This is a genomic window from Modestobacter muralis (genome assembly GCF_010682105.1).
GTDB lineage: Bacteria > Actinomycetota > Actinomycetes > Mycobacteriales > Geodermatophilaceae > Modestobacter > Modestobacter muralis.
In genome coordinates, this window is record NZ_JAAGWH010000085.1 from 1 (window position 1) to 257 (window position 257).

Annotated in this window: 1 protein-coding gene; it reads right to left on the reverse strand. The window is 73.9% G+C overall.

Features of this window, described 5'->3' with window-relative positions; genetic code table 11:
• Window positions 1-257: hypothetical protein (locus tag GCU67_RS21105; RefSeq protein WP_211661843.1), on the reverse strand; the 257-nt coding region annotated here is incomplete at both ends.

The following is a 257-nucleotide window of genomic DNA, read 5'->3' on the forward strand; positions in this document are numbered from 1 at the left end:
CCGCGGGTCAGCTGGTCGACGTCGGTGCCGTCGACAGCGGTGCCGTCGGCGTTGGACAGCTGGGTCAGGTTGGCCCGCCACTCCAGCGGGTTGCGCTGCGGGCGGACGATCGGCTTCTTCCGCGGGAACGTGTGGGTCCCCGCGGCCTCGGCCTCCTCCATGAGCCGCTCGACCGTGCGCCACGGGGCGGGGCCGGCCGCCGCGACGTCCACGGCGTTGATCCGGAACATCAGCGACGGGTAGAGCAGGTGCGGCGC